This window comes from Neobacillus kokaensis (genome assembly GCF_014656545.1).
In the GTDB taxonomy this organism is placed as follows: Bacteria; Bacillota; Bacilli; order Bacillales; family Cytobacillaceae; genus Neobacillus; species Neobacillus kokaensis.
This window is the reverse complement of the sequence record NZ_BNDS01000001.1, coordinates 1-21655: the sequence shown is the minus strand read 5'-3', so window position 1 is coordinate 21655 and position 21655 is coordinate 1. Positions and strand designations below refer to the sequence as shown.

The following is a 21655-nucleotide window of genomic DNA, read 5'->3' as shown; positions in this document are numbered from 1 at the left end:
TCCCTCCTTACAGGAGCTGCTGTACAAAAAACAGTATCTCCGTAGGAATAAAAAATATGCACCTGTCCATTCGTATGAACAGGTGCATATTCATCAGAAATTGCTCTTAAATCGTGAATTCTAAAGGTTTTTAGCAGAGGAAAATTTTTTCTTTTTTAGACCATTTTGTTAAATTCCTTCCGCAGTCTTTTGATGATTCTTTTTTCCAGTCTCGATATATAGGATTGGGAAATTCCAAGCATATCAGCAACATCTTTTTGTGTTTTTTCTTCACCATTGGTTAGACCAAATCGCAGTTCCATGATTTGCTTTTCCCGGTCAGTTAACTGATGCAAAGCCTTTGATAATAATTTTCGGTCTACATTTGCCTCAAGATCCTTTGTAATAATATCATCGTCTGTCCCTAAAACATCGGATAACAATAATTCATTCCCGTCCCAATCAATGTTTAATGGTTCATCAAAGGAAACCTCTGATCTTATTTTATTATTTCTTCGCAAATACATCAGAATTTCATTTTCAATACATCTTGATGCATATGTAGCAAGTTTGATTTTCTTTTCTGGATTAAATGTATTGACAGCCTTAATTAATCCAATTGTTCCAATACTGATAAGATCCTCAATATTAATACCGGTATTTTCAAATTTACGGGCAATGTACACGACTAAACGAAGATTTCGTTCTATTAAAATTGATCTAGCCGCTTTATCACCAGCTGGCAGCTTTTTTAATAATACTTCCTCTTCATCTTTGCTTAAAGGAGGCGGCAATGCTTCGCTTCCACCTATGTAAAAGACTTCATCTGTTTTAAGACCCAATTTCATTAAAATTTTATACCAATAGTAGGATAAGCGAATTTTCCACTTAATCATTTGTGCTCCCCCTTCTAAATTATGAACTCTCGAGTATAGTATTATTAACTCACTTTCTCATTCTCTCCTTGAGATTTTGGACCTGTCATCATTTTCGGATGAACAATACATTCAAATGCATCATCTTTTGAAAGCTGCTGCATTGTAAATGATATAAGACCCTTTGGGCATATATATCGATCACCATTATGTTCAATCAAAATATTATCAGGTCTAAGGGCCGCTATAAGCGAATGCTCTTGTCCAACCACACTGTAGGGAACAATCCTCAATCTGCCTTGCCACTCACCAGGTAACTCATCGCTTCCCATTAAGATGGATTCAGGCTCAACTGCTATTTTTCTTATTGGAAGCGGAAATATCTCCAGTTTATTTCTCACTGAAACAAACATAACAGGGAGCCTTGATAATGGGTCATATAGCTGATTACCACTATCAATAAGCCCCTTAAATGTAAAGGTTTCATCCTCGATTTCCACTTGCACTTTGACGATTTGTTCATATTGAATTTTTGTCATTTCCATGCTCTCGATATTCTTTCTTGAAAAATGCCAGGCGATCGGGAAGCCTATTAGAACAAACATCCAGCTAATTGGATCACCAAGCCCCTTCACACTTGAAAGCAAAAGCTGCTCTGAAAGCTTAGCATCATATTGAGAAAAATAGTGGGCACCAATTAATGCTCCGCCAATTAAAAACGTCGAGACATATAATGTAAATAATGCTTTCATAAAAAATGACAAGCGTTTGTACCCAAATGTAACCAATACCATCATGAAGGAACAAAACAATTTAGCAATGGGATGGTTAGAATAGACATTTAATGGGGTAAAAGATAATAAAATAATTAAAGACCCTGTAAAACCTCCTGCTGCTAACCTCCAAAACCGGATTTTTCTTTTTAGAAAAATAGCTGTTAAATAAAGAAGGAGGCTATCAAATAAAAAATTTAGCATCCAGATTACATCTAAATAAACAATCACTAAGCTTCCCCCTTTATTTACCTCCCAACAAGGGCTGCCCATTCTTCTACTATCCATCCGCATTTCTACTATTCTGTTTATGGAAAAGTATAACCTACTTGCATGCTTGAAGTGTGTCACTTTCTGTAATCAAAACAGCGAAAATTTCCACTATTACCAACGGAATTTGTCAAATTAATTATAAAAACAGAAAAGGCATAATCTCACATAGAGATTATGCCTTTTTACGCTTACTTTAAATTTATCTTTTACGATTTCTATTTCGTAAGAAGGTTGGAATATCCAATGTTTCTTCTTGGAGGGAATTGCTGTTATTTCGAACCGGTTCCTGTGGTACCTCTTCGCGTTTTTGTTCCCTCTTTACAGTACTAGTAACTTGCGGCTTTGCTTGTCCAAAAGTTGGGCGTGCTGCTTTTGGCTGTATAACTTCTTCATTAAAGCCTGTAGCAATTACCGTTACAATAATTTCATCCTTTAGATGCTCGTTGATGACAGAACCGAAGATCATGTTTACTTCCTGATCAGATGCAGAAGCGACAATATCAGCAGCTTCCTGAACTTCATATAGACTTAAATTCGCACCGCCGGAAATATTCATCAAAACACCCTGTGCTCCGTCAATTGAGGTTTCAAGCAATGGAGAACTAATGGCTTTTTTCGCAGCTTCAGCCGCACGGTTTTCACCAGTTGCCATACCAATCCCCATTAACGCAGACCCTTTATTAGACATTATTGTTTTAACATCGGCAAAGTCTAAATTAATTAAACCAGGAACAGCAATTAAATCAGAAATCCCTTGAACCCCTTGACGAAGTACATTGTCCGCTTCGCGGAACGCTTCAAGCATCGGTGTGCTTTTATCAACAATTTCAAGGAGACGGTCATTAGGAATCACAATTAAAGTGTCCACCGCTTCTTTCATTGCGCCAATGCCGCCGGAAGCTTGATTTGCTCGTTTCTTGCCTTCAAATGTGAATGGACGTGTAACCACCCCAACAGTTAATGCGCCAAGGTTTCGAGCTATCTGAGCAATTACTGGTGCAGCCCCTGTTCCTGTACCGCCGCCCATACCAGCAGTGACGAATACCATATCAGCACCGCGTAATGCCTCTTCAAGCTGCTCCTTGCTCTCTTCTGCTGCCTTCTTCCCAACTTCTGGGTTTGCACCTGCGCCTAGACCGCGTGTAATCTTTGCGCCTATTTGCATTCTTACTTCAGCTTTAGAAAGATTTAACGCTTGAGCATCAGTATTTACAGCGATAAATTCTACACCTTGTACACCATGCTCAATCATACGGTTAACCGCGTTATTACCGCCGCCGCCTACTCCGATTACTTTTATCGTTGCAAGAGAATCTAAATTTGTATCAAATTCCAACATGAAAAATCCTCCTAATTCGTCGATATTCCTTTTTCGTTAACCCTATTCGAAAAAGTAACCAAGGAATTTTTTTACTTTTGATGACATCTTTTCTTCCGGATGTTTTTCTACTTTAGCTTTTGGCTGTTGTTGTTTTGGTAATTTCTTTTCGGCCGGTTCAGAAACAGCACCTTGTGAACTAGCAGTGCTGCCTGGTAATCTAGCATTCTTGTATGCATATTTAATTAAACCAACCGCGGTTGTATATAGAGGTTCTCTTACACCGATATAGTCTGGTCTGGCAATTCGGACCGGATTTTTAAACATATCCTGAGCGAGCTCCAGCACACCCTGCATATTTGCAGTCCCGCCTGTTAAAACGAACCCGCCAGGCAGTTCGTTTACACCTAAACGTTTTAATTCTTTAGCAACTAGTTCAAAAACTTCTTCCATTCTTGCTTCAATAATTTCCGAGACATAAAGTTGATTAAATTGTTGATGCTGATCACTTCCAATAATCGGAACACTGAAAAACTCATCTTCAGAGGCATGATCATAGAAAGCATGTCCATATTTTACCTTAATATTTTCCGCATCCTCAGTAGAAGTGTGCAATACCTTTGAAAGATCATTTGTTAGCATATCTCCGCCTACTGGAATTACACTTGCAGCTTTTAAATATCCTTCTTCAAAAACGGCTATTGTCGTGGAGCCGCCGCCAATATCGATAAGAGCAACACCAAGATTTTTCTCATCCCTTGATAGTGCATAATCTCCCGCCGCCAGCGGTTGAAGAATAATATCCGAAAAATTAAGACCAGCCCGCTCAACACAACGAATGATATTAGCTAGAATGGAATTTGAGCCAGTAACCAGTGTCCCATCCATCTCTAAACGAACACCAATCATTCCCCGAGGATCGTTAATTTCATCCTTTCCATCCAGTATAAATTGCCTTTGGATAACCCCCATATTCACTCTTTCCGGGGGGATTGAGCCAGCATATGCTGCTTCAATTACCCGAGTCACATCTTCGTTGGTTATTTCGCGATTTTGTCCAGAAACAGCAACAATCCCATGACATGGCTGGAGCATAATACTGTGGCCGGGAATCCCAACTACTACTTCATTAATCTCTAAGCCCACCATTCTTTCCGCCTGTTCGATTGCTCGTTTAATTGAATGAACGGTGTCGTCCATATCGACGATTGATCCTTTTCGTAAACCTTCTGATTTTACATTTCCAACACCAATTATATTTAAAGAGCCTTTTCCTGAGTCATTGACCATTTCACCAATGATTACCTTTACACTGGATGTACCGATGTCAAGACTAACATATATTTCATTGCTGTTCATTCTTTGGCACCTCCTTAAGATTTCCTTTCAGTCGAACAACAATTTCTTTTGTTAAATTTAAGTTTTTATATACATATCTTATAAAATTATTCGTCACAACTGAATGATTCCCTTTAAAAATTTTCATCTTTTTTCTAATTTTTCTTTGTTTGTTGACCATTTTGTTAATAATATTCGCCGTATTACGGCAATATTTTGAAACAGCCTGACTCCAAAAGCAAATACTGCTGCTAAATACAAGTCTACACCAAGATGTACACCGAGAAAAGCTAAACTTGCAGCTAGTATTATATTAAAAAAGAAACCTGAAACAAAGACTTTTTCATCATATATATTTTGTAAATATGCCCTGATTCCGCCAAATAATGTATCAAAAGCCGCAAGTACAGCGATGGACAAGTAATTGGAATATTCTTCTGGAATTCGAATTTCTGTTAACAAACCGAGGATGATTCCAATAATCAACCCTATAAATGGAAGCCACATTAGGAACCCCCTCCTTCTTCTGCAGGCTCCATGTACCGGATCCGAATAGGATTACTATAAGCAGGAATGGTAATGTTTGATTCAGGCTTGCCAATAGTTAACCGCAGGCTTTCTATAAAAAATTCATCTCTTGCTTTTGAAACCTTCATTCGGTTATATAACTTTTCAGCAGTACTTTGATCAGAAACTAATACTTTTACTTCTACCGGCAGATTCTTTATGGTGTGTCCGTCAATTTTTGTTTCTGAATTTATGTCTCTAATGACGGTAGTATTAATAATTCTTTGACCATCAATAGCTATATTTCTTGCTTCATACATATTCAATTCATTTAATAATCTTTGAAGCAGTTCAGGTGAAACAACATTTGTCTGGTAATCGCCTATCTTAATGTCCTCAATAACCGGCTCAATCAGCAATGAAATCCCTGGGCCTGTTATTTCCGTTAATCCCGCCTCACTCTTCAATTCTTCCAAAGTATCCCGCAATGCCTGCTCCTTACTTTGTTTTCGTTTAGATTCATAGGCAGCTAGTTTCTCTTCCGTTAATCGTATTTGCTTTAATAAGTTACTTTGGATTTCTTTTTCTTTTAATAAGGCTTCTCGAAGCTGCCAAATATCCCGGGTGTCGCGCTCGTTCGGTTTTTGAATCGACTGGAATTGAACTGCAATCATAAATCCAATTATCGCTGCAATGAATGTAAAACTTATATCCACCTTTTTCTTATCCACTATAGATTAACCACCTAAAATTGGATCTAAAATAATATTATCTGCTTTCTCCAATTTAAAAATAATATTATCATTAACCAGTTGATCCTTCACCCCGCCTGTTAGGTTTAAAGAAGAGGAGAGAACATCCGGATCTCCAATTGCTGTAATGATAAATGGCGCAGGGTATGGGACTCCATCAACTGTTATAACCGGCCCATTACATACAATGTATGAATGACTAGTCAGCCTGGCACCATTAATAGCTACGGCGGCAGCTCCCGATATGTACAGTTCATTAATCACCTTAAAGACGTGATGTTCATGAACTAGATAGTTATTCACATTATCCTCCCTTGGATTATAAGCCCCATCTGAAAGTGTAACCTTTACTCCTTTTCCCTTAACCTTCACTTTCCCCATAAACAATCGGTATTTTTCGGTATCCTCTGCAAAATTCGAAAAAATTTGCGCCTCTTTAGCAAGTTCTTTTTCATTTTTTTGAACCTTCTCTTGCTTTTCTTTTAACTCTGATTGAAGCTTTCGATTTCTTTCTTCTTGATCGATCAATTGATTTCTAAGTGCCAAGGTTTGTTTATATTGAACATCCGTCATCTTTGGTTTTTCGTTCTCAATTTGTGTTAAATGATAGGAAAACGCAATAATAAACCCAAGAACAAGGCTGACTAGGGACAAAATAACGTGGTTACCCTTAACCCTCATCCTATTCAACCTCTTTTTCCTCCGATTCTGTTTCAAATGCCTTAAAATAGGAGCCAACTTCTAGGTCGATAATTCCTTTTTTATCGGAATCTAATTGGCTTTTGATTGAAGGATAGTGTGCCATCTTTTGCGAAAAACTCCTTAAAGTTGCACTAACCTCAAAGCCATCATTCATAAATAAGGAAATATGATAAGGATCAGTTTTTGTTGGAGTATAATGGATTTCGGAAACTGAATTAACAATTTCCTTTGGAAGAGTTTCTAGGCTTTTTATCATTTCGATAAGGGCTGCCCCTTCTTTAAATTCTAAAAGAATCGGAGAATTAACCGGAATGATTTTAGATTTTTTGTTTTTTAAAACCTTGCCATTGTCCATTACAGGAAAATAATCTTGTTCTTGTTTGAGATAAGCAATTCTTTTAAATTCTTTCACCTTAATCTCGATTGTGTTCGGCCAGTGAATCTTCACCTCTGCACCTTTTACTTCGGACAGCTTTCTTAAACGCGCAGCAACCTCCGCCTGATCAACTTTCCAAATATTAGAATTATTCGTTATCGTGCTTTTCCGAATAATTTCCTTGTCGGAATAAACCTCATTTCCGTTAACTATGATCGACTTGACACGGCTTAAAGGTGATTGTGTGTAGGCAATGATAACAATCATGGTAAAAAACAATAATAACAGCATTACCAGCCGTCTGTTCGCTTTCCGACGCCTTTGTTCTTTTAACTTTGGTATGCGGTCTTCTAGAGCAACTATTTTCCCGTTTTCCATTTAAAATCCTCCACCTTACAAGTGGTACACGATAAATCTACTAAACAAGTTTGTCCATCTTTAGATAAGAGTAAAAAAGAGAAAACACCGGCACGATGAATCATGCCGTCATGCATTTTCTCAGGAATTTGTCCTATAATATTATCAGCTATTATAACACAAAAATTGTAACTTTTGTGTCTATTTCTTCTTACCTCCTGCCAATAATTTCAACCTCTGTTTCCATTTTTATTTGATATAAACTGTAAATTGTATCTTTAACATGCTGGATAAGCGCAAGCACATCCCCGGCAGTGGCATTACCTGCATTAACGATGAAATTCCCATGCATTTGAGAAATTTCAGCACCGCCAATTTTGTAGCCCTTTAAGCCAGCTGCCTCAATTAACTTTCCAGCATAATTTGGTAAAGGATTACGGAAAATACTTCCGGCACATGGGAAATTCCATGGCTGCGTAACTTTACGATAATCTTTATTCTTTTGCATCAAAGCTACTATTTCGGAGCGTTCACCCTCTTTCAATTGAAACACTGCCTCAACTACGATACCTGGGCGTTTTTTTTGCAAAATCGATGTCCTGTATGAGAACTCCATTTCTTCATTTGTAAGCCATTCCATTGATCCATCATCAAATAATATATGGGCTTTAGTTAAGATGTTACTAATATCTGAACCGTGCGCCCCAGCATTCATATAAACAGCTCCGCCGACTGATCCCGGAATGCCGCTGGCAAATTCTAGCCCTGACAGGCCTTTCCGGCTGATTAACGTAGACAAACTAACTAGTGAGTGGCCTCCGCCTACTTTAATCTCAGTACCGCTAATCTCTAAATGGTCTAAACCTTGCCCAAGTTTTATGACCGTACCTTCTATCCCATTGTCCGAAACTAATAGATTTGATCCTCTGCCAATCGCCCGCCAATTTAAATGATGTGTTTCAATAACAGTCATTACCTTTTTTAAGCTTTCAACTGATGATGGTTCAATAAACAAATCAGCCGGACCGCCAATTTTAATCGTCGTATGATTCGCAAGCGGTTCATTACGCTTTAGATATCCGACATTTAAAGCTTGTAACTCCTTTATAATTTCATCCATAGATATCACCCTTACTTTCCTACAATACTTATGGCGTCTTACGCCCTTTTCTAACATCCGTATTATTTTAATTTATGCAAGAACTGAAATTGGGCTACTTATGATTTTCCTTTATCAGCTGTTCCATTACTTTATAAAGCCTTGATGCGGAATCAGGAACACCCATTTTCTTAGATTTCAGCTTCATTTCTTCAATTGTTTGTTTATTTAACATAATTTGGTCAATATGTCCTATTAGTGTACTGCTGGTTAAATCTTTTTCTAACAGCAGCTCAGCTGCACCGTGATCACTAAGGGCCCGAGCATTTTTTTCTTGGTGATTATTCGTTACATAAGGGCTTGGAATTAAAATGCTGGGAATTCCAAGTGAAGTCAGCTCAGCAAGTGTTGTTGCACCTGCCCTCGATACTACTAAATCCATGCCGGCGAGAACCTCCGGCATATTATGAATAAAAGGCTTAATTACAACATTATCCGGATTCCCGACAAGTTCGGCTTCCTTTTTTACATCCTCATAATGAACATCGCCGGTTACATAAAGAACTTGGTATGGCTTAGCCGAAAATTCAGGAAACGCTTTTACCACCGCTTCATTAATCGGTCTGGCTCCCCGGCTGCCTCCAAAGATTAATACTGCTGGTTTTGTAGTGCTAAGACCTGCAGAAAGCCGTCCTTTAATCCCATCTTTGCCTAAAACCTCAGAGGCGCGGGGATTTCCAGTGAAAACTGTTTTTTCTGCTGGGAAGAATTCCTTAGCTTCATCAAAGCAAATGGCAATCTTGTTTACATAGCGGCTAAGGAATTTATTTGTAAGCCCAGGGACGCTATTTTGTTCATGAATGATTGTCGGAATACCAAGCTTGGCTGCTGCATATACAACAGGCCCGCACACATAACCGCCAGTCCCGATTACAACGTCAGGAGCGAATTCCTTTAAATATTTCTTGCTGTCTTTTACTCCTTTAAGAAAACGAATTATTGTTTTGAAATTTTCAAAGGAAAGTTTTCTTCTAAAACCAGTTATATGAATTGACTTAAAAGGAATATTTTCACGTGGTACAAGTTTGCTTTCTAGTCCATTTTGGGTACCTATGTATAGAAACTCAGCATTTTTATTTACTTTTTGAATTTCTCTAATCATGGCAAGTGCAGGATAAATATGTCCACCTGTACCACCGCCGCTTACTGCTATCTTCATTTTCTCACTCCTAAAAACTTGCTAAACACATTCTACTATAAAAACAAAGGAAAAAAAGCCTATGAAAAAATAATGTTATGGAAATGTAATGAAATATTCGTATACACAAAATAAAAAAGAACCCTGCAAATAACAGGGTATTCTTCAATATCTGGAATAGCGGCTAATATTCAAGAGAACACCGATTGCCATAAGCATTAACGTTAAGGAAGACCCCCCATAACTTAAGAATGGCAGAGTAATCCCGGTAACCGGCATTAGACCAGTGACAACACCAATATTAATCATAACCTGAATGGCCACCATTGCAATAATACCAACTGCAAGGAAGCTCCCATATAAATCGGGTGCTCCTAATGCAATGCGAATCCCTCTCCATAAAAGCAGAGCGAATAAAAGAATAATAAATGAACCGCCGATAAAACCTAACTCTTCCGAAAGTATCGCAAAGATAAAATCCGTTTGCGGTTCCGGCAGATAAAAGAACTTTTGTCTGCTCTCCCCAAGCCCCAGCCCGAATAGACCTCCGGGTCCAATCGCATAAAGTGATTGAATGATTTGGAAGCCGCTCCCAAGCGGGTCGGACCAAGGATCAAGGAACGATGTAATCCGTTTGATTCGATATGGAGCGGATGCAATAAGTCCAACAAAACCGGCAACGCCTAATAATCCCAAGAAAACAAAATGGCTTACCCTTGCACCAGCGATGAAAATCATGACAACGCATGTTCCCATCATTACCGTACCAGTACCCAAATCTGGCTGCAGCATAATCATTGCAAAAGCCACAAATGCAAGCCCTAGAGAAGGTACAAGTCCTTTCTTAAAGGAAGTAATCAGCTTTTGCCGTTCCGAAAGAAATTTGGCAAGAAAAGCAATCATTGCAAGCTTCATAAATTCAGAAGGCTGAATCGAAAAAGCACCAACACCAATCCAGCTTCGTGAACCATTTCGAACATTCCCTATCCCAGGGATGAGCACAAGAATTAATAAAACAAAACAAACGATTAAGATTGTTTTCGCCCATGTTCTCCAGTTCAAGTAATTGATGTTCATGATAAAAAACATCGCAGCTACTCCCACTACCGCAAAAAGCGTCTGCCTTTTGGCAAAAAAGAAAGAATCGTGAAATTTATATTCCGCCCAAATTGCGCTAGCACTATACACCATAATAAGTCCTACTGCGAGCAGTGTGAATGTTACAATCATTAAAATAAAGTCGGGAGTCGTTCTCTTTGTCGGCACACTATACACCTCAACTAACAAGTTTTCGGGCTCCACACTATGCCAATCTAAGATGTCTAGCTCCAGCGCTTTCGCTTCTCGTGGTACAAGCCTCTATTTAAGCTTATGCACCGCATCGATAAAAATGTCTCCTCGGACTTCAAAAGTTTTATATTGATCCCAGCTTGCACAAGCAGGAGATAACAAAATAACGTCACCTGGATTTGAATTAGCGAATGCAGCAGGTACGGCCTTGTCAACATTATCGACACGCTTAATCACATTTATTCCCGCTAATTGGCCAATCCGTTCAAGCTTAGGTGCAGTCTGCCCAAAAGTAATCATAGTTTTTACATTTTTCAAAAAGGGAATAAGTTCATCAAATTCATTTCCCCGATCCAAACCTCCCGCCAACAAGATAACTGGAGATTGAAAGGCATTAAGGGCTTTAATTGTTGCTAAGATATTAGTTGCTTTTGAATCATTATAGAATTTCCTTCCATCTAATTCTGCAACGAATTGCAGACGGTGCCTTACACCAGTAAAAGACGTTAGCACTTCATGAATAGAACTATTATCTACACCGGAAAGCTTTACTGCCGCAACAGCTGATAAAATATTTTCCAGATTATGAGTCCCCGGCAGGGCAATGTCTGCAATTGGCATCACCTTTTCATTATCAAAGCAAATCCATCCATCTTGAATGCAGGCACCTTCCTTCAATACCTTTTTCGTTGAGAACGGAACAATTCTAGCGTTGGAATGACGGGCAATGTCCATTGTTTCCGCTTGGTCTGCATTTATAATCAAAAATTCATCTTCTGTCTGATTTTTAGTAATATTCGCTTTCGCAGCAATATAATCCTCTTTGCTGCCATGGTAATCAAGATGGGCATCATAAATATTTGTGACAATCGCAATTTTAGGATTAAAGGTTTTAATCCCCATTAGCTGGAAGGAAGATAATTCAATAACAATGGTATCCTCCATTGCAGCCTTTTCCGCCACACCAGAAGCAACCGTGCCGATGTTTCCGGCAATTAACGGCCTTTTATTACCGGCCTTCATCATTTCATAAACCAGTGTTGTTGTCGTCGTTTTTCCATTTGTACCGGTTATACCGATAAAAGGAGCCTCAGATATTTGGTAAGCAAGTTCCACTTCTGTGATTACAGGTATCCCCTTTTCAATGGCACTTTGGATCAATGGATTTTCATATGGAATGCCGGGATTTTTGACAATCAGTTCGAAACCTTCGTCTAAAAGCTCAATCGGGTGTTCACCACATATAACTTTAATCCCTTGTTCCAAGAGTCCTTGTGCCTCGGGATTTTCAGAAAAAGGCTTTTTGTCATTAACTGTAACAAAAGCACCAAGCTTATGTAATAGGGAAGCAGCCGTTACACCGCTTTTGGCTAAACCTAATACGAGAATTTTTTTATGATGATAAGTCTTTATCTGCTTCAATTACAACCACACCTCGATATAGATTCCTAAAATAGCAAGAATTAATCCAACACTCCAAAAAGTCACAACGACTCTCCATTCTGACCAGCCAATCAGTTCATAATGATGATGCAACGGGCTCATACGGAAAATCCGCCTGCCTGTTGTTTTAAACGATGCGACCTGAAGGATCACGGATAATGTCTCAATAACAAATACACCGCCAATTATAATAAGCAGCAATTCCAGCTTGGTTAAAATGGCAATCGTTGCAATTGCCCCTCCAAGAGCCAGTGACCCAGTATCTCCCATAAACACCTTGGCAGGGTGTGCGTTGAATACTAAAAATCCTAGGACAGCGCCAACAACCGCCACAGAAAAAATGGCAATTTCCATTTGCGATTGGCTCCAAGCAAGGACAGCAAATGCCCCAAATGCAATAGCTGCAGTGCCTGACACCAGGCCGTCAAGGCCATCTGTCAAATTGACAGCATTAGAAAATCCAACCAGCCAAAAAATGATGAAAAATACGAAAAACCAACCCAAATCAATGCTTGAGTCCGTAAAAGGAATATTGATGTCTGTAGAGTATCCTTTTTGTTTATAAACTAAATAAAATATAATGGAAATAATAATTTGTCCTAAAAGCTTTTGTTTAGATGTGAGACCCAAGTTTCGTTTCATAACCACTTTAATAAAATCATCTAAAAAGCCAAGCAATCCAAATCCTAGTGTAACAAGCAATAGCAAATACGTTTTGACCGTCGGTTCTGAAAATTTCCCGGTCATGACAATCGTTGTAATCACAATCGAAAATAAAATCATAATGCCGCCCATTGTAGGGGTTCCCGATTTTTTCTGATGTGATTTTGGCCCCTCTTCACGAATGCTTTGTCCAAATTTCAACCTACGCAAGAAGGGAATAAATACTGGTGAAAGTAATACCGAAATAAGAAATGCCATAATTATAGGAAAAAAAATAACTTGCTCCAGCATTTTACCCCCTCCTTTCTGAATTGTTTCTTTTTGAATCTGCGATTTGATTTACCATTACTGCAATATCATATGTTTCATTATTTTTATTAAGAAGTTTTTTATTTGAAAATTTAAAGTTAGTAATATCCATATTGTGATTTTTTTCTCCATTTAAATAATCTAAATATAACTGCAGCAGCTGTTTCACCGCTTCCGCTAAATCCAACGTAAAAAAGACCGGAAAATGATTTGGCGTATAGGGAGGAAGACTTTTCCCCTCCTCCCAAATAGCTGCTACCGCTCCATTTGCTATAGCCTCTATCAGTTTATCCTCCTGATTATTAAGCGGGATAAACAATCCTTTGCTTTGTAAAACATTTGCCTGGTCAGAAACTGTATGGAATAAAATATAATCCTCAATTCCTTGCTTCTCAGGAAATAAGATGGCTAAATCGTTAGACGTCAAATACATGTTTATCTCTCCTCAATCGCTTCCCTTGCGACAAGCCGGTCATCAAAATCATGAATGACGTTACCAATCTGTTGATAAGTTTCATGGCCTTTCCCAGCAATTAATACAACATCACCTGTTTTAGCCTGGTTTATAGCCTGCTTAATTGCTTCTCTGCGATCTTCGATAACTAAATATTCCTTACCTTGTACCCCTGCTTCCATCTCCTTCAGGATTGCCATAGGGTCTTCACTTCTTGGATTATCGGAAGTGAAAATTGGATTTGTAGCATTACAGCAGGCAATTTGGGCCATTAACGGACGCTTGGTTCTGTCTCTGTCACCTCCACAGCCGACAACAACGAACACCCTTTTCTTAGCAAAATGTTGAATTGTTTTTAAGACATTTTCAAGACTATCTGGCGTATGAGCATAATCCACGATGACAGTGAAATCCTGACCAGCATTTACAATCTCAAACCTTCCTGCTACCCCATTAACCTGTTCGATTGAGATTATGGCCTCTTGTATTGAAATCCCCGAAACAAGGCTTGCCGAGATAGCTGCTAATACATTATAAACACTAAACTTGCCAAGCAGCTGCAGCTGAACCGGGTATTTTTCCTGACCAATTACAAGATCAAAACGGGTTCCAGAAGAAGTCATCTGAATATTGGCTGCCTGAATATCTGCCTTTTGGTCAATTCCGTATGTATATACATGCGCGGCTGTTGATCTTTTAAATATTTCAGATGCAGCATCATCAGCATTTAAAATGGCAAATTTCGGCCGTTCACTATGAAAAGAGTTTCCTAGCTGGGCGAACAATAAGCTCTTGGCCCGCTTATATTCCTCCATTGTTTTATGATAATCAAGATGATCCTGGGTCAAATTAGTAAACACAGCTACATCATAATCGCAGCCATGAACTCTGCCTAAATCCAGGGCATGCGAAGATACCTCCATAACAGAAGTTTCAACACCCTCTTTAACCATTTGGTGAAAAGTTTTTTGCAATGTCAAACTTTCTGGAGTTGTATTTTTCGTTTCAATCCTTTTATCGGCAATCTTCGTATACATTGTCCCAATAAGGCCCGTTTTTTGACCGCGGTCGGCAAAGATTTTTTCAATTAAGTGACTCGTTGTCGTTTTTCCATTTGTTCCAGTAATGCCTATTAAGCGCAGCTGTTGTGTTGGGTGTCCGTAAAAGGCATCTGCCAGGACTGCCATCGCTCTCGCGGTATCCTTCACTACAATAACCTGAACGTCAAATTTAAGCGGTCTTTCGGCAAGTATTGCGACAGCACCATTTTGGACAGCAGATGCCGCAAATTCATGGCCATCGACCGTATACCCTTTAATACAAATAAACAAGCTTCCGTTTTGCACCTTTCGATTATCGTTTTCAATCGAAGTTATTTCCGGGTTTTCTCCTTTGAACGGGATTAACGGATGCAAAAACGTAAGCAGCTGTTGCAGTTTCATTTATTCTCAAATCCTCTCGTGACCTTACATGTCTTTGTCAAGAGATACAGTCCCTCCTGACGAAAGTTCCATCTTATTTTACATGAAAATAAATTTTTTTGCTATTTGTTCAACAAGTTTATATGAAAAAAGGGAGGCTAATATTCATTACGCCAGCCCTTTTCCATGTCTAATTAATCGCCCTTGCCGAAGTAAAGCCTGATTTTTGATCCTTCTTTTACTTTTGTTCCTGCCTCAGGAGATTGGCTTACAACAACATCACCTTCCCCGCTAGCATCAATTCTTAAATTAACTAGCTGCTGTTGAAGCTCATTTTTCGATAAGCCAACAAAATCCGGCAGTTTGATTAACGGAGTATCCGGCCACTTTATTTTTTTATCAATTTGCTCTTTTCTAGGCTTCACTTCCATTGCATTCAAGCCATCCTTCATAATATTGCCGACAATAGGGGCGCTGATTGTACCGCCAAATGCCCTTACTCCTTTTGGGTTATCTACGGCTACATAAACAATGATTTGTGGATCATCCGCAGGAGCGAATCCAATAAAAGAAACAATAAAGTCATTTTCTAAATACCTTCCACCCTTGGCTTTTTGTGCTGTCCCAGTTTTACCGCCGACACGATATGAATCAACAAACGCATTTCCCCCGGTACCTTGAGCGACAACACTTTCAAGAGCGTGGCGAATTTCTTTTGATGTTTTTTCGGAAATTACTTTCCTTTTTTCAACCGGAGTATTTCTCATAACCACTTCTTTTGTTAGTGGGTCAATTAATTCCTTTGCAATAAATGGCTGATATAATGTTCCCCCATTTACTGCTGCAGCAACTGCAGATACTTGTTGGATCGGCGTTACCGAAACACCTTGTCCAAACGCAGTCGTCGCCAACTCAACCGGGCCAACCCGATCCATATTAAATAATATACCTGTTCCTTCACCCTGTAAATCAATTCCTGTTTTCTGACCAAAGCCGAAATCCTTAATATATTTAAACAACTTTTCCTTTCCAAGTCTTTCCCCTAACTCTACAAACCCAGGGTTACAGGAGTTTTGTACTACCTCTAAGAATGACTGATCCCCATGTCCGCCTCTTTTCCAGCATTTTAATCTAGCACCTGCCACTTGAACAGAACCTGAATCATGGAAGTGTTCTTTTTCCAGATTAACTTTTCCTTCCTCTAAAGCCGCAGCAAGAGTAATAATTTTAAAGGTAGACCCCGGTTCATAGGTCATCCACACAGGAAGGTTCCGGTTATATACTTCTTGCGGGACACTTTGAAATTTTGCTGGATCAAAAGTCGGGCGGCTGGACATCGCTAAAATCTCCCCATTATTTGGGTTCATTGCTATAGCAATAATACCATTAGGATTATACTTTGCTTCCGCAATATCTAGTTCCCTTTCAACAATTGTTTGAATTTTCGAATCAATTGTTAGTTTCAAATCAAGCCCGTTGATTGGATGTTCATAATCATCGGCCATATCATTCATTCGTTCTCCTTTAGCATTTGCGTAAAATTTAACAGACCCTCTTTCTCCGCTAAGCTCTTTGTCATAATATTTTTCAAGGCCCATTAACCCCTGGTTGTCCACGCCAGCGAAACCTAGTACATGTGACAAATAACTCCCATTTGGATAATGGCGTTTTGAATCTTCCCCAATATATACCCCATCTAGGCCTAAAGCACGAATTTCCTTTGCCTTGTCATGGGAAATTTTTCTACCTTCCTTAATCCGAACGATTCTTTCTTTTTGAGTAATTTCCCGATATGCCTTTTCTTTTGACATATTAAGAATAGACGCTAACTTTTCGGCCGTCATTGACGGGTCTTTCACCTGTCTTGGCACCACCCAAACAGTTGGTGCACTGATGTTTGTTGCGAGAGGTACTCCATTCCTGTCAACAATTTGCCCTCGTTCAGGTTCAAAAGGTATATTTCTGCTCCATGAATCTTTTGCTCTCGCAGTCAGCATATCACCTAAATAGAACTGTACATACCCTAATCGGACATCAATAATTAAGAAAATAAGAATTCCTGTGATTAAAGCAATTAATAACCGTTTTCGGACAGTTACATTGGAAACACGCATTATGAACGATCCTCCTTTTCAGTATCGTTCATTTATATGCTTGTACTTTTTCATATAGAACGTTCCCAATAGAATCAAAAAAATCCCGCTGTTGCAGCGGGATCATTGTTAATCTTGAATAGTAACCTCAGTATTTTCATCAGAGGCTGATTTTTCATCCTTGGAAGCCTTCGATTCTTCAGTCCACTTTTCTTCAGGTGTTTTTAAATTAACGATTAGAAAATTCCCCTGGGTCAGAAGCGCACCAGGTTTGATATTTTGTCCAACAACATATCCCTTACCTTTTGTACTTAATTTAAGTCCTGCAATATTTGCTATCTTCATCACATCTCTTAAAGACCAATTCGTCATATCAGGAGCTATTAAATCCCCATTCGTTTGAATAATGACCTTTTCACCTTCTAAAACAGTCGTTCCTGACTTAGGAAGCTGTCCGGTTACTTTTGTTCCATTTCCAATTACAACAGCATCTAGGCCTTCCGCTTTTAAACTCTTTTTCGTCTCATCCACTGACTTTCCTTGATAATCTGCCAACTTATTAAGCGATGTTTTTTCAAGCTTGGAGGGCTGGATATTTAAATAGTGCAAACTGTTTTGCATGACAGGATTAAAAACTGCAGAGACTGGGATTGCTCCTTGACCTGCATCCAATCCTGTTAACTCCGGCTGCTGCACAGCCACGTAAACTATCAATTTTGGATTTTCCTTTGGTGCCATGCCTAAAAAGGAAAACATATAATTATTGACACCTGTTAAATACCTGCCATCAGGCCCGGGAATATTAGCCGTTCCGGTTTTCCCGGCAACACTGTAACCATCGATTTTATAGCGACCGCCTGTACCGTTTTTCGAAGTAACAACTGTTTCTAAATAATCCCGTACTTTTTTTGCTGTTTCTTCAGAAATCGGTGTACCTGCAACCTCCGGTACGGTTTCCTCAATGGTCTTTCCGGTATCATGATTCACAATTTTTTTCACCACATGCGGCTTTAGCATTTTCCCATCATTCGCAATCGCTGTTGCAGCCTGAATTTGCTGAATCGGTGTAATAGCCGTTCCTTGACCATAGGCTGTCGTTATTTTTTCAATTGGCCATGTATACGCAATTTTTCCGGATGTTTCATCCGGAAGCTCAATTCCAGTAGGTTTATCGAAGCCAAATTTCGTTAAATACTTTCTCAATGTATCAAAGCCTAACTTTTCCTTGGCAATTTTCGCAAATGCTGTATTGGAAGAACGCTGTACACCTTCCAAATAGGAAATCTTACCCCAGCCCGAATAATTGTGATCATGAATAGCCTTATCCTTATTCGTAACTCGATAAGAGCCGGACATATATTTTTCATTAGGGTTAAAAACCCCTTCCTGGACAGCAGCAGCGAGTGTGAATATTTTCATTGTCGAACCAGGTTCAAAAGACGTTTCAATCGCTTCATTATGCCAGCTGTCATTAATTCCTTCCTTTGTTTTTGGATGGAATGTCGGGCGCTGCCCCATTGCTAATATATCGCCTGTCTTGGGATCGGCAACAATCGCTATAATTTTTTTTGGTTTATATTCCTTACTCACCTTATCCAAAGCATCTTCTAAAAATGTTTGAATTTTTTTATCGATGGTTAAATATACATCGTTTCCGTTCTCGGCCGGGGTTATTTTTGGTTTATCATCAGGCAGAATATAACCCCACACATCGCTTTCAAAATTCACCTTTCCATTTTTCCCGGTCAGCTCTTTATTGAACGATTTTTCAATTCCCATTTTACCTATTGTTTTATAAGTCTCATTCTTTTGTTCAAGCTGATCGGCATAACCAATTAAATGGGATGCAAAAACCCCGTTAGGATAGAAGCGTTTTGAATCACGTTGAAAAGTAATTCCCGGTAAATGTAGATTTTCAATTTTTGTTTTTGTATCATAACTGATATCTTTACCAGCCTTGCCGAATTCTACTTGGAACTGTTCCTTCTTAATTCCATTGGCTAAAATCCGATAAATCTCCGTTTCATCCATGTTAAGAAATTTTGAAAGTTCCTTGGCTGTCATCTCCGGGTCTTTGACATGTCTTGGCTTTTTCGGGTTAGTCGTCATCTTTTTGCTCAATATCGCTACTAATTTGTATGCAGCCGTATCTTCAGCAACAATTTCGCCATTGCGGTCAAGGATATCACCTCTTGATGCCTTTATGACGCTCTGATGGGTATATTTTTGCTGAGCTTTGGCAGCAATGGGCTGTCCCGCTGCTTCCCCTGTGATTTGAATAGAAAGGTATCTAAAAAGTACTACAAAAAAGAGCAGACCGAATATTACAAACAATATCGCTGCTCCCACATTCATATATGGCTGTTTCTTAATCATTGTGCAGGCACTACCTTGACGTTGTTATCATTAAGCTCAAGACCCATCTTTTTAGCTTCTTTGTAAATTCTTTCGTAGTTGCTTAAATCCTTAACTTGAACTTGCAAATCGGCATTAACCTTTTTCTGTTCACTAATCTTTGTTTCAACGTTTTGGATTTCCTTATTCATTTGATAAATGGTTGCCTGATTGGAAATAAGGTGAACAGCACCAAAACAAACCAGCCCGGCAAATGCCACGCTCATAATTTTTTCTCCTGGAGTCAGCCAGGACTTTTTTATTTTTATTTTTATTTGCCTTTCTTCCTTAATTGTTTGGTCCACTCGCTGCTGTTGTTGAATGTTCCTGGCAAGATTACTCACGCATTTCCCCTCCGGTTTATATTTTTATATTTTTTCTCCAATTCGAAGCTTCGCTGACCTCGCACGATTGTTTTGTTCAAGTTCTTCATCAGATGGAAGAATTGGTTTTCGTGTAATTAACTTTAATATAGGCTTGTACTCATCCGGAATAATTGGCAGCCCATGGGGCAAATCTGGAGTTGAACTCGCATTTTTAAAGGTTGCTTTACAGATTCTATCTTCTAAAGAATGAAAAGTAATGACACAAATTCTTCCACCAGGGTTCAGTAAATCAATAGCCTGGTTTAGAGATTGTTCAAATACAGCTAATTCATCATTCACCGCAATTCTCACTGCTTGAAAAATTCGCTTTGCCGGATGTCCGCCCTTCCTTCTAGCGGGTGCAGGAATTGCCTCCTTAATTAATTCCACTAATTCGCCAGTTGTTTCAATAGGTTTTATCTCTCTTGCTGTTTCTATTTTTCTGGCAATTTGCTTTGAAAATTTCTCTTCGCCGTAGCGGAAAAAGATACGGACTAGTTCTTCGTAAGACCAATGATTAATTACGTCATAAGCAGAAATAGGCGCATCTGTGTCCATCCTCATATCTAACGGTGCATCATGATGATAACTAAAGCCTCTTTCAGGTGTGTCCAATTGAGGAGAAGACACCCCAAGATCATACAAGATTCCATCCACCTTATAGATCTCGCGATTCTCAAGCTCTTCACGCAAATGCAGAAAATTACTTTTAATGATTTCAAAGTTTTGGCCATATTCAGCGAGTTTCTTAGTAGCATGGGCAATAGCTGTTTCGTCCTGATCAAATGCAAACAGTTTGCCGCCCGCCGATAACTTTGAAAGAATGTAAGAGCTATGACCTGCCCCTCCTAATGTGCAATCCACGTAAATTCCATCCGGCTTAATATTTAAGCCATTAACAGCTTCGTCTAATAATACAGTTGTATGTTTAAACATATTCGTACCACCTTTTCCAATCAAACCTTACAGAAAATATATTGATATAACTTTCCCATTATATATCAAAGCCAATCATATTTTCTGCTATTTCCGCAAAAGAATCTTCAGATTGTGAAAAATAGTCTTCCCAAATCTGTTTGCTCCAGATTTCGATTCGATTGGAAACACCCAAAATCACACATTCCTTGTCAAGCTTTGCATATTGCAAAAGCGGTGCTGGGATATTAATCCTTCCCTGTTTATCAAGTTCACTCTCTGTTGCTCCGGAAAAGAAGAAACGGGTAAAAGCGCGGGCATCTTTTTTCGTCAGAGGCAAAGCTTTTAATTTATCTTCGATCAGCTTCCACTCTGATAATGGGTAACCAAATAAACATTGATCCAAACCTCTAGTGATAATGAACATATCGCCAAGATCATCACGAAATTTGGAGGGCACAATTAAACGACCTTTATTATCAATGCTGTGATGGTATTCACCCATGAACATACCCACTACCCCCACTTTCTATTAAAAATGTACCACAATCCCCCACTTTCCACCACCTATTTTTAAACAATTCGCCCCTTTTTCTCAAAAACCCTCTTTTCTAATTAATTTTTTTATTAGAAAACTGGCCGATTGGCGAGCCTTTAGCGAAGACAGAGGCGTAGTTGCACTAATGCCTGATAAGAAAGTTATACTTTCCTATCGGCAAAAAAATAGAAACCCCACCGCTTTGAAGTGACCCCTAAAAGTT

The 21655-nt window shown here is 39.0% G+C and carries 20 protein-coding genes; all 20 read right to left on the bottom strand.

All coding sequences use genetic code 11. The features are described 5' to 3' along the window. Window positions 1–155 precede the first annotated feature (155 nt). On the bottom strand, window positions 156–875 hold the full coding sequence (sigE, locus tag IE222_RS00100) for an RNA polymerase sporulation sigma factor SigE (RefSeq protein ID WP_191268482.1): 720 nt from the start codon (window positions 873–875) through the stop codon (window positions 156–158). Window positions 876–919: 44 nt separating this feature from the next. After that, window positions 920–1858 carry a sigma-E processing peptidase SpoIIGA gene (gene spoIIGA / locus IE222_RS00095; protein ID WP_191268480.1) on the bottom strand — a complete coding sequence of 313 codons (939 nt, stop codon included), beginning with the start codon at window positions 1856–1858 and terminating at the stop codon, window positions 920–922. A 241-nt stretch (window positions 1859–2099) separates the two neighbouring features. After that, window positions 2100–3239 (bottom strand): cell division protein FtsZ, encoded by a 1140-nt coding sequence (gene ftsZ, locus IE222_RS00090; protein ID WP_191268478.1) that lies wholly within the window; start codon window positions 3237–3239, stop codon window positions 2100–2102. Window positions 3240–3281: 42 nt separating this feature from the next. Continuing rightward, entirely contained in the window at window positions 3282–4577 is a 1296-nt protein-coding gene (ftsA, locus tag IE222_RS00085) for a cell division protein FtsA (RefSeq protein ID WP_191268476.1), read from the bottom strand. Between the two features lie 123 nt (window positions 4578–4700). Beyond that, the gene (locus IE222_RS00080) at window positions 4701–5063 is read right to left on the bottom strand and encodes a small basic family protein (RefSeq protein WP_191268474.1); all 363 of its coding nucleotides are present in this window, start codon (window positions 5061–5063) and stop codon (window positions 4701–4703) included. Beyond that, window positions 5063–5794, bottom strand: a complete 732-nt coding sequence (locus IE222_RS00075) for a DUF881 domain-containing protein (RefSeq protein ID WP_191268472.1) — start codon at window positions 5792–5794, stop codon at window positions 5063–5065. The genes IE222_RS00080 and IE222_RS00075 overlap by 1 nt, the downstream gene beginning before the upstream one ends. Window positions 5795–5800: 6 nt before the next feature. Next, the gene (locus IE222_RS00070) at window positions 5801–6496 is read right to left on the bottom strand and encodes a DUF881 domain-containing protein (protein WP_191268470.1); all 696 of its coding nucleotides are present in this window, start codon (window positions 6494–6496) and stop codon (window positions 5801–5803) included. A 1-nt stretch (window position 6497) separates the two neighbouring features. Next, a complete protein-coding gene (locus IE222_RS00065; RefSeq protein WP_191268468.1) occupies window positions 6498–7271 on the bottom strand; it encodes a cell division protein FtsQ/DivIB in 774 nt (257 codons plus the stop codon). Between the two features lie 190 nt (window positions 7272–7461). Next, on the bottom strand, window positions 7462–8370 hold the full coding sequence (gene murB / locus IE222_RS00060; protein ID WP_191268466.1) for a UDP-N-acetylmuramate dehydrogenase: 909 nt from the start codon (window positions 8368–8370) through the stop codon (window positions 7462–7464). A 94-nt stretch (window positions 8371–8464) separates the two neighbouring features. Then, a complete protein-coding gene (murG, locus tag IE222_RS00055; RefSeq protein WP_191268464.1) occupies window positions 8465–9568 on the bottom strand; it encodes an undecaprenyldiphospho-muramoylpentapeptide beta-N-acetylglucosaminyltransferase in 1104 nt (367 codons plus the stop codon). Window positions 9569–9712: 144 nt separating this feature from the next. Continuing rightward, the gene (gene spoVE / locus IE222_RS00050) at window positions 9713–10777 is read right to left on the bottom strand and encodes a stage V sporulation protein E (protein WP_370464998.1); all 1065 of its coding nucleotides are present in this window, start codon (window positions 10775–10777) and stop codon (window positions 9713–9715) included. Window positions 10778–10906: 129 nt separating this feature from the next. Beyond that, window positions 10907–12259 (bottom strand): UDP-N-acetylmuramoyl-L-alanine--D-glutamate ligase, encoded by a 1353-nt coding sequence (murD, locus tag IE222_RS00045; protein ID WP_191268462.1) that lies wholly within the window; start codon window positions 12257–12259, stop codon window positions 10907–10909. Beyond that, window positions 12260–13234, bottom strand: coding sequence for a phospho-N-acetylmuramoyl-pentapeptide-transferase (gene mraY, locus IE222_RS00040; RefSeq protein ID WP_191268460.1), 975 nt, complete (start codon window positions 13232–13234; stop codon window positions 12260–12262). A 1-nt stretch (window position 13235) separates the two neighbouring features. Next, window positions 13236–13685 (bottom strand): hypothetical protein, encoded by a 450-nt coding sequence (locus IE222_RS00035; protein WP_191268458.1) that lies wholly within the window; start codon window positions 13683–13685, stop codon window positions 13236–13238. 2 nt (window positions 13686–13687) lie between these two features. After that, complete coding sequence (locus tag IE222_RS00030; protein ID WP_191268456.1) at window positions 13688–15148, bottom strand: UDP-N-acetylmuramoyl-L-alanyl-D-glutamate--2,6-diaminopimelate ligase; 1461 nt, start codon at window positions 15146–15148, stop codon at window positions 13688–13690. Window positions 15149–15321: 173 nt separating this feature from the next. Next, window positions 15322–17241, bottom strand: coding sequence for a stage V sporulation protein D (locus tag IE222_RS00025; protein WP_191268454.1), 1920 nt, complete (start codon window positions 17239–17241; stop codon window positions 15322–15324). A gap of 108 nt (window positions 17242–17349) precedes the next feature. Beyond that, window positions 17350–19596, bottom strand: a complete 2247-nt coding sequence (locus tag IE222_RS00020; protein ID WP_191268452.1) for a penicillin-binding protein — start codon at window positions 19594–19596, stop codon at window positions 17350–17352. Further along, a complete protein-coding gene (gene ftsL / locus IE222_RS00015; RefSeq protein ID WP_191268450.1) occupies window positions 19593–19958 on the bottom strand; it encodes a cell division protein FtsL in 366 nt (121 codons plus the stop codon). Before ftsL ends, IE222_RS00020 begins: the two co-directional genes overlap by 4 nt. Window positions 19959–19982: 24 nt before the next feature. After that, window positions 19983–20915 (bottom strand): 16S rRNA (cytosine(1402)-N(4))-methyltransferase RsmH, encoded by a 933-nt coding sequence (gene rsmH / locus IE222_RS00010; RefSeq protein ID WP_191268448.1) that lies wholly within the window; start codon window positions 20913–20915, stop codon window positions 19983–19985. A 58-nt stretch (window positions 20916–20973) separates the two neighbouring features. Further along, complete coding sequence (gene mraZ / locus IE222_RS00005; protein WP_191268446.1) at window positions 20974–21405, bottom strand: division/cell wall cluster transcriptional repressor MraZ; 432 nt, start codon at window positions 21403–21405, stop codon at window positions 20974–20976. Between the last annotated feature and the right edge of the window lie 250 nt (window positions 21406–21655).

Excerpts from the sequence above, each read along its gene's own strand:
- sigE (WP_191268482.1), bottom strand. The coding sequence starts at position 875 with ATGATTAAGTGGAAAATTCGCTTATCCTACTATTGGTATAAAATTTTA.
- ftsZ (WP_191268478.1), bottom strand. The coding sequence starts at position 3,239 with ATGTTGGAATTTGATACAAATTTAGATTCTCTTGCAACGATAAAAGTA.
- ftsA (WP_191268476.1), bottom strand. The coding sequence starts at position 4,577 with ATGAACAGCAATGAAATATATGTTAGTCTTGACATCGGTACATCCAGT.
- IE222_RS00080 (WP_191268474.1), bottom strand. The coding sequence starts at position 5,063 with ATGTGGCTTCCATTTATAGGGTTGATTATTGGAATCATCCTCGGTTTG.
- IE222_RS00070 (WP_191268470.1), bottom strand. The coding sequence starts at position 6,496 with ATGAGGGTTAAGGGTAACCACGTTATTTTGTCCCTAGTCAGCCTTGTT.
- IE222_RS00065 (WP_191268468.1), bottom strand. The coding sequence starts at position 7,271 with ATGGAAAACGGGAAAATAGTTGCTCTAGAAGACCGCATACCAAAGTTA.
- murB (WP_191268466.1), bottom strand. The coding sequence starts at position 8,370 with ATGGATGAAATTATAAAGGAGTTACAAGCTTTAAATGTCGGATATCTA.
- murG (WP_191268464.1), bottom strand. The coding sequence starts at position 9,568 with ATGAAGATAGCAGTAAGCGGCGGTGGTACAGGTGGACATATTTATCCT.
- spoVE (WP_370464998.1), bottom strand. The coding sequence starts at position 10,777 with ATGATTGTAACATTCACACTGCTCGCAGTAGGACTTATTATGGTGTAT.
- mraY (WP_191268460.1), bottom strand. The coding sequence starts at position 13,234 with ATGCTGGAGCAAGTTATTTTTTTTCCTATAATTATGGCATTTCTTATT.
- IE222_RS00035 (WP_191268458.1), bottom strand. The coding sequence starts at position 13,685 with ATGTATTTGACGTCTAACGATTTAGCCATCTTATTTCCTGAGAAGCAA.
- IE222_RS00030 (WP_191268456.1), bottom strand. The coding sequence starts at position 15,148 with ATGAAACTGCAACAGCTGCTTACGTTTTTGCATCCGTTAATCCCGTTC.
- IE222_RS00025 (WP_191268454.1), bottom strand. The coding sequence starts at position 17,241 with ATGCGTGTTTCCAATGTAACTGTCCGAAAACGGTTATTAATTGCTTTA.
- IE222_RS00020 (WP_191268452.1), bottom strand. The coding sequence starts at position 19,596 with ATGATTAAGAAACAGCCATATATGAATGTGGGAGCAGCGATATTGTTT.
- rsmH (WP_191268448.1), bottom strand. The coding sequence starts at position 20,915 with ATGTTTAAACATACAACTGTATTATTAGACGAAGCTGTTAATGGCTTA.
- mraZ (WP_191268446.1), bottom strand. The coding sequence starts at position 21,405 with ATGTTCATGGGTGAATACCATCACAGCATTGATAATAAAGGTCGTTTA.